Source organism: Mycobacterium sp., assembly GCF_040398885.1.
Lineage (GTDB): Bacteria > Actinomycetota > Actinomycetes > Mycobacteriales > Mycobacteriaceae > Mycobacterium.
The window spans coordinates 1-1,325 of sequence record NZ_JBBATF010000314.1 but is presented as its reverse complement, the minus strand read 5'-3'; the positions used below and the strand labels follow the sequence as shown (position 1 = coordinate 1,325).

At 67.0% G+C, this 1,325-nt stretch carries 1 protein-coding gene and 1 pseudogene; one reads left to right on the top strand and one right to left on the bottom strand.

Annotation, left to right across the window (positions count from 1 at the left end):
- A partial coding sequence (locus ADBZ5U_RS16425) for a thiolase family protein (protein WP_526811969.1) occupies positions 1–723 on the bottom strand: 723 nt, incomplete at its 3' end.
- Positions 724–847: 124 nt separating this feature from the next.
- Here ADBZ5U_RS16425 and ADBZ5U_RS16420 point away from each other — a divergent pair.
- Positions 848–1,325: pseudogene (locus ADBZ5U_RS16420) on the top strand (steroid C27-monooxygenase); the annotation flags it as partial.

Below are 1,325 nucleotides of genomic sequence, written 5' to 3'. Positions count from 1 at the left end.
CACCGGCTTGAGCGCGGCCAGTCCCTCGGCGGTGGTGTCGCGCAGGCCCTGGTCGCGGCTGACGGTGTGACGTTCGGCGGTGGGCTGCCCGGCTCCATCTGATGCTCTCCGCGCAAGCGGCTCATCGACGCCGATCACCGGCGCCTCGATGGGGGAGATCTCCCGGTCGAATCGACCCTCGTCCCAGGCCCGCTTGGCCTTGTGCTGGGAGATGAGACCGAGATGGTCGAGGTCCGACCGGGTGATGCCGCGCCGGGCGGCGATCCGTTCGGCGGCGGTGAACTGGTCGGGCATGTCGATGTCCCAGGACTCGGCGCGGATCCTGGAGCGGTCCGGCCCGGCGTTGGCGCCCAGGCCGACGCGACTCATGGCCTCGATACCGCAGGCGATCCCGACGTCGATGGCGCCGGCGGCGATCAATCCGGCGATCAGGTGGTTGGCCTGCTGGGCGCTGCCGCACTGGCAGTCCACCGTGGTGGCGCCGACCTGTTCGGGAAGTCCGGCGGTCAGCCAGGCGACCCGGGTGATGTTGTTGGACTGTTCGCCGTACTGGGTGACGCAGCCGCCGATGACCTGCTCCACCTGACCCGGGTCGACGCCTGCCTTGTCCACCAGAGCCTTCTGCACGGCTCCGAGCAACTCGGTGGCGTGCAGTCCGGCCAGCCATCCGTTGCGCTTGCCGATCGGGCTGCGGGTGGCCTCGACGATGACGGGAACGCCCATTCGGTCAGGCTAGAACAGGTTTCAGTAATATGACAAGCGCGGTGGCCGCCATGCCTTTTGTCTGTGGTGGAGCCGTGTTTTACTGGCACTAGAACACGTCATAGTTCCAAGGAGCGCAACGCTTATGCCCGATCCCGTGCCCGATCCCGGCGCCGGCCCCAACCTGCCGCATGGCTTCGACTTCCTGGACCCGGATCGCAACGTTGTGCAGCTCCCGGTCGAAGAGTTGGCCGAGTTGCGAAAGGTCGCCCCGGTCTGGTGGTGCGAGCAGCAGATCGGCAAGGGCGGTTTCAACGACGGTGGGTACTGGGTCGTCACCAGGCACCGGGACGTCAAAGAGGTCTCGCGGCGCAGCGACGTGTTCCACTCGGGCCCCAACACGGCTCTGCCGCAGTTCGCCGACGATATGAAGCGCGAAGACATCGATATGCAGAGCGTCATCCTGCTCAACATGGACGGCGAGCATCATGACCGGCTCCGCCGCATCATCTCCCGCGGGTTCACGCCCCGCGCGGTCCAGCGACTGCGCGCGGAGTTGACCCAGCGGGCGACGAACATCGTCAAGACCGCTTCGGCGGGAGGTTCCGGGGACTTCGTGGAAC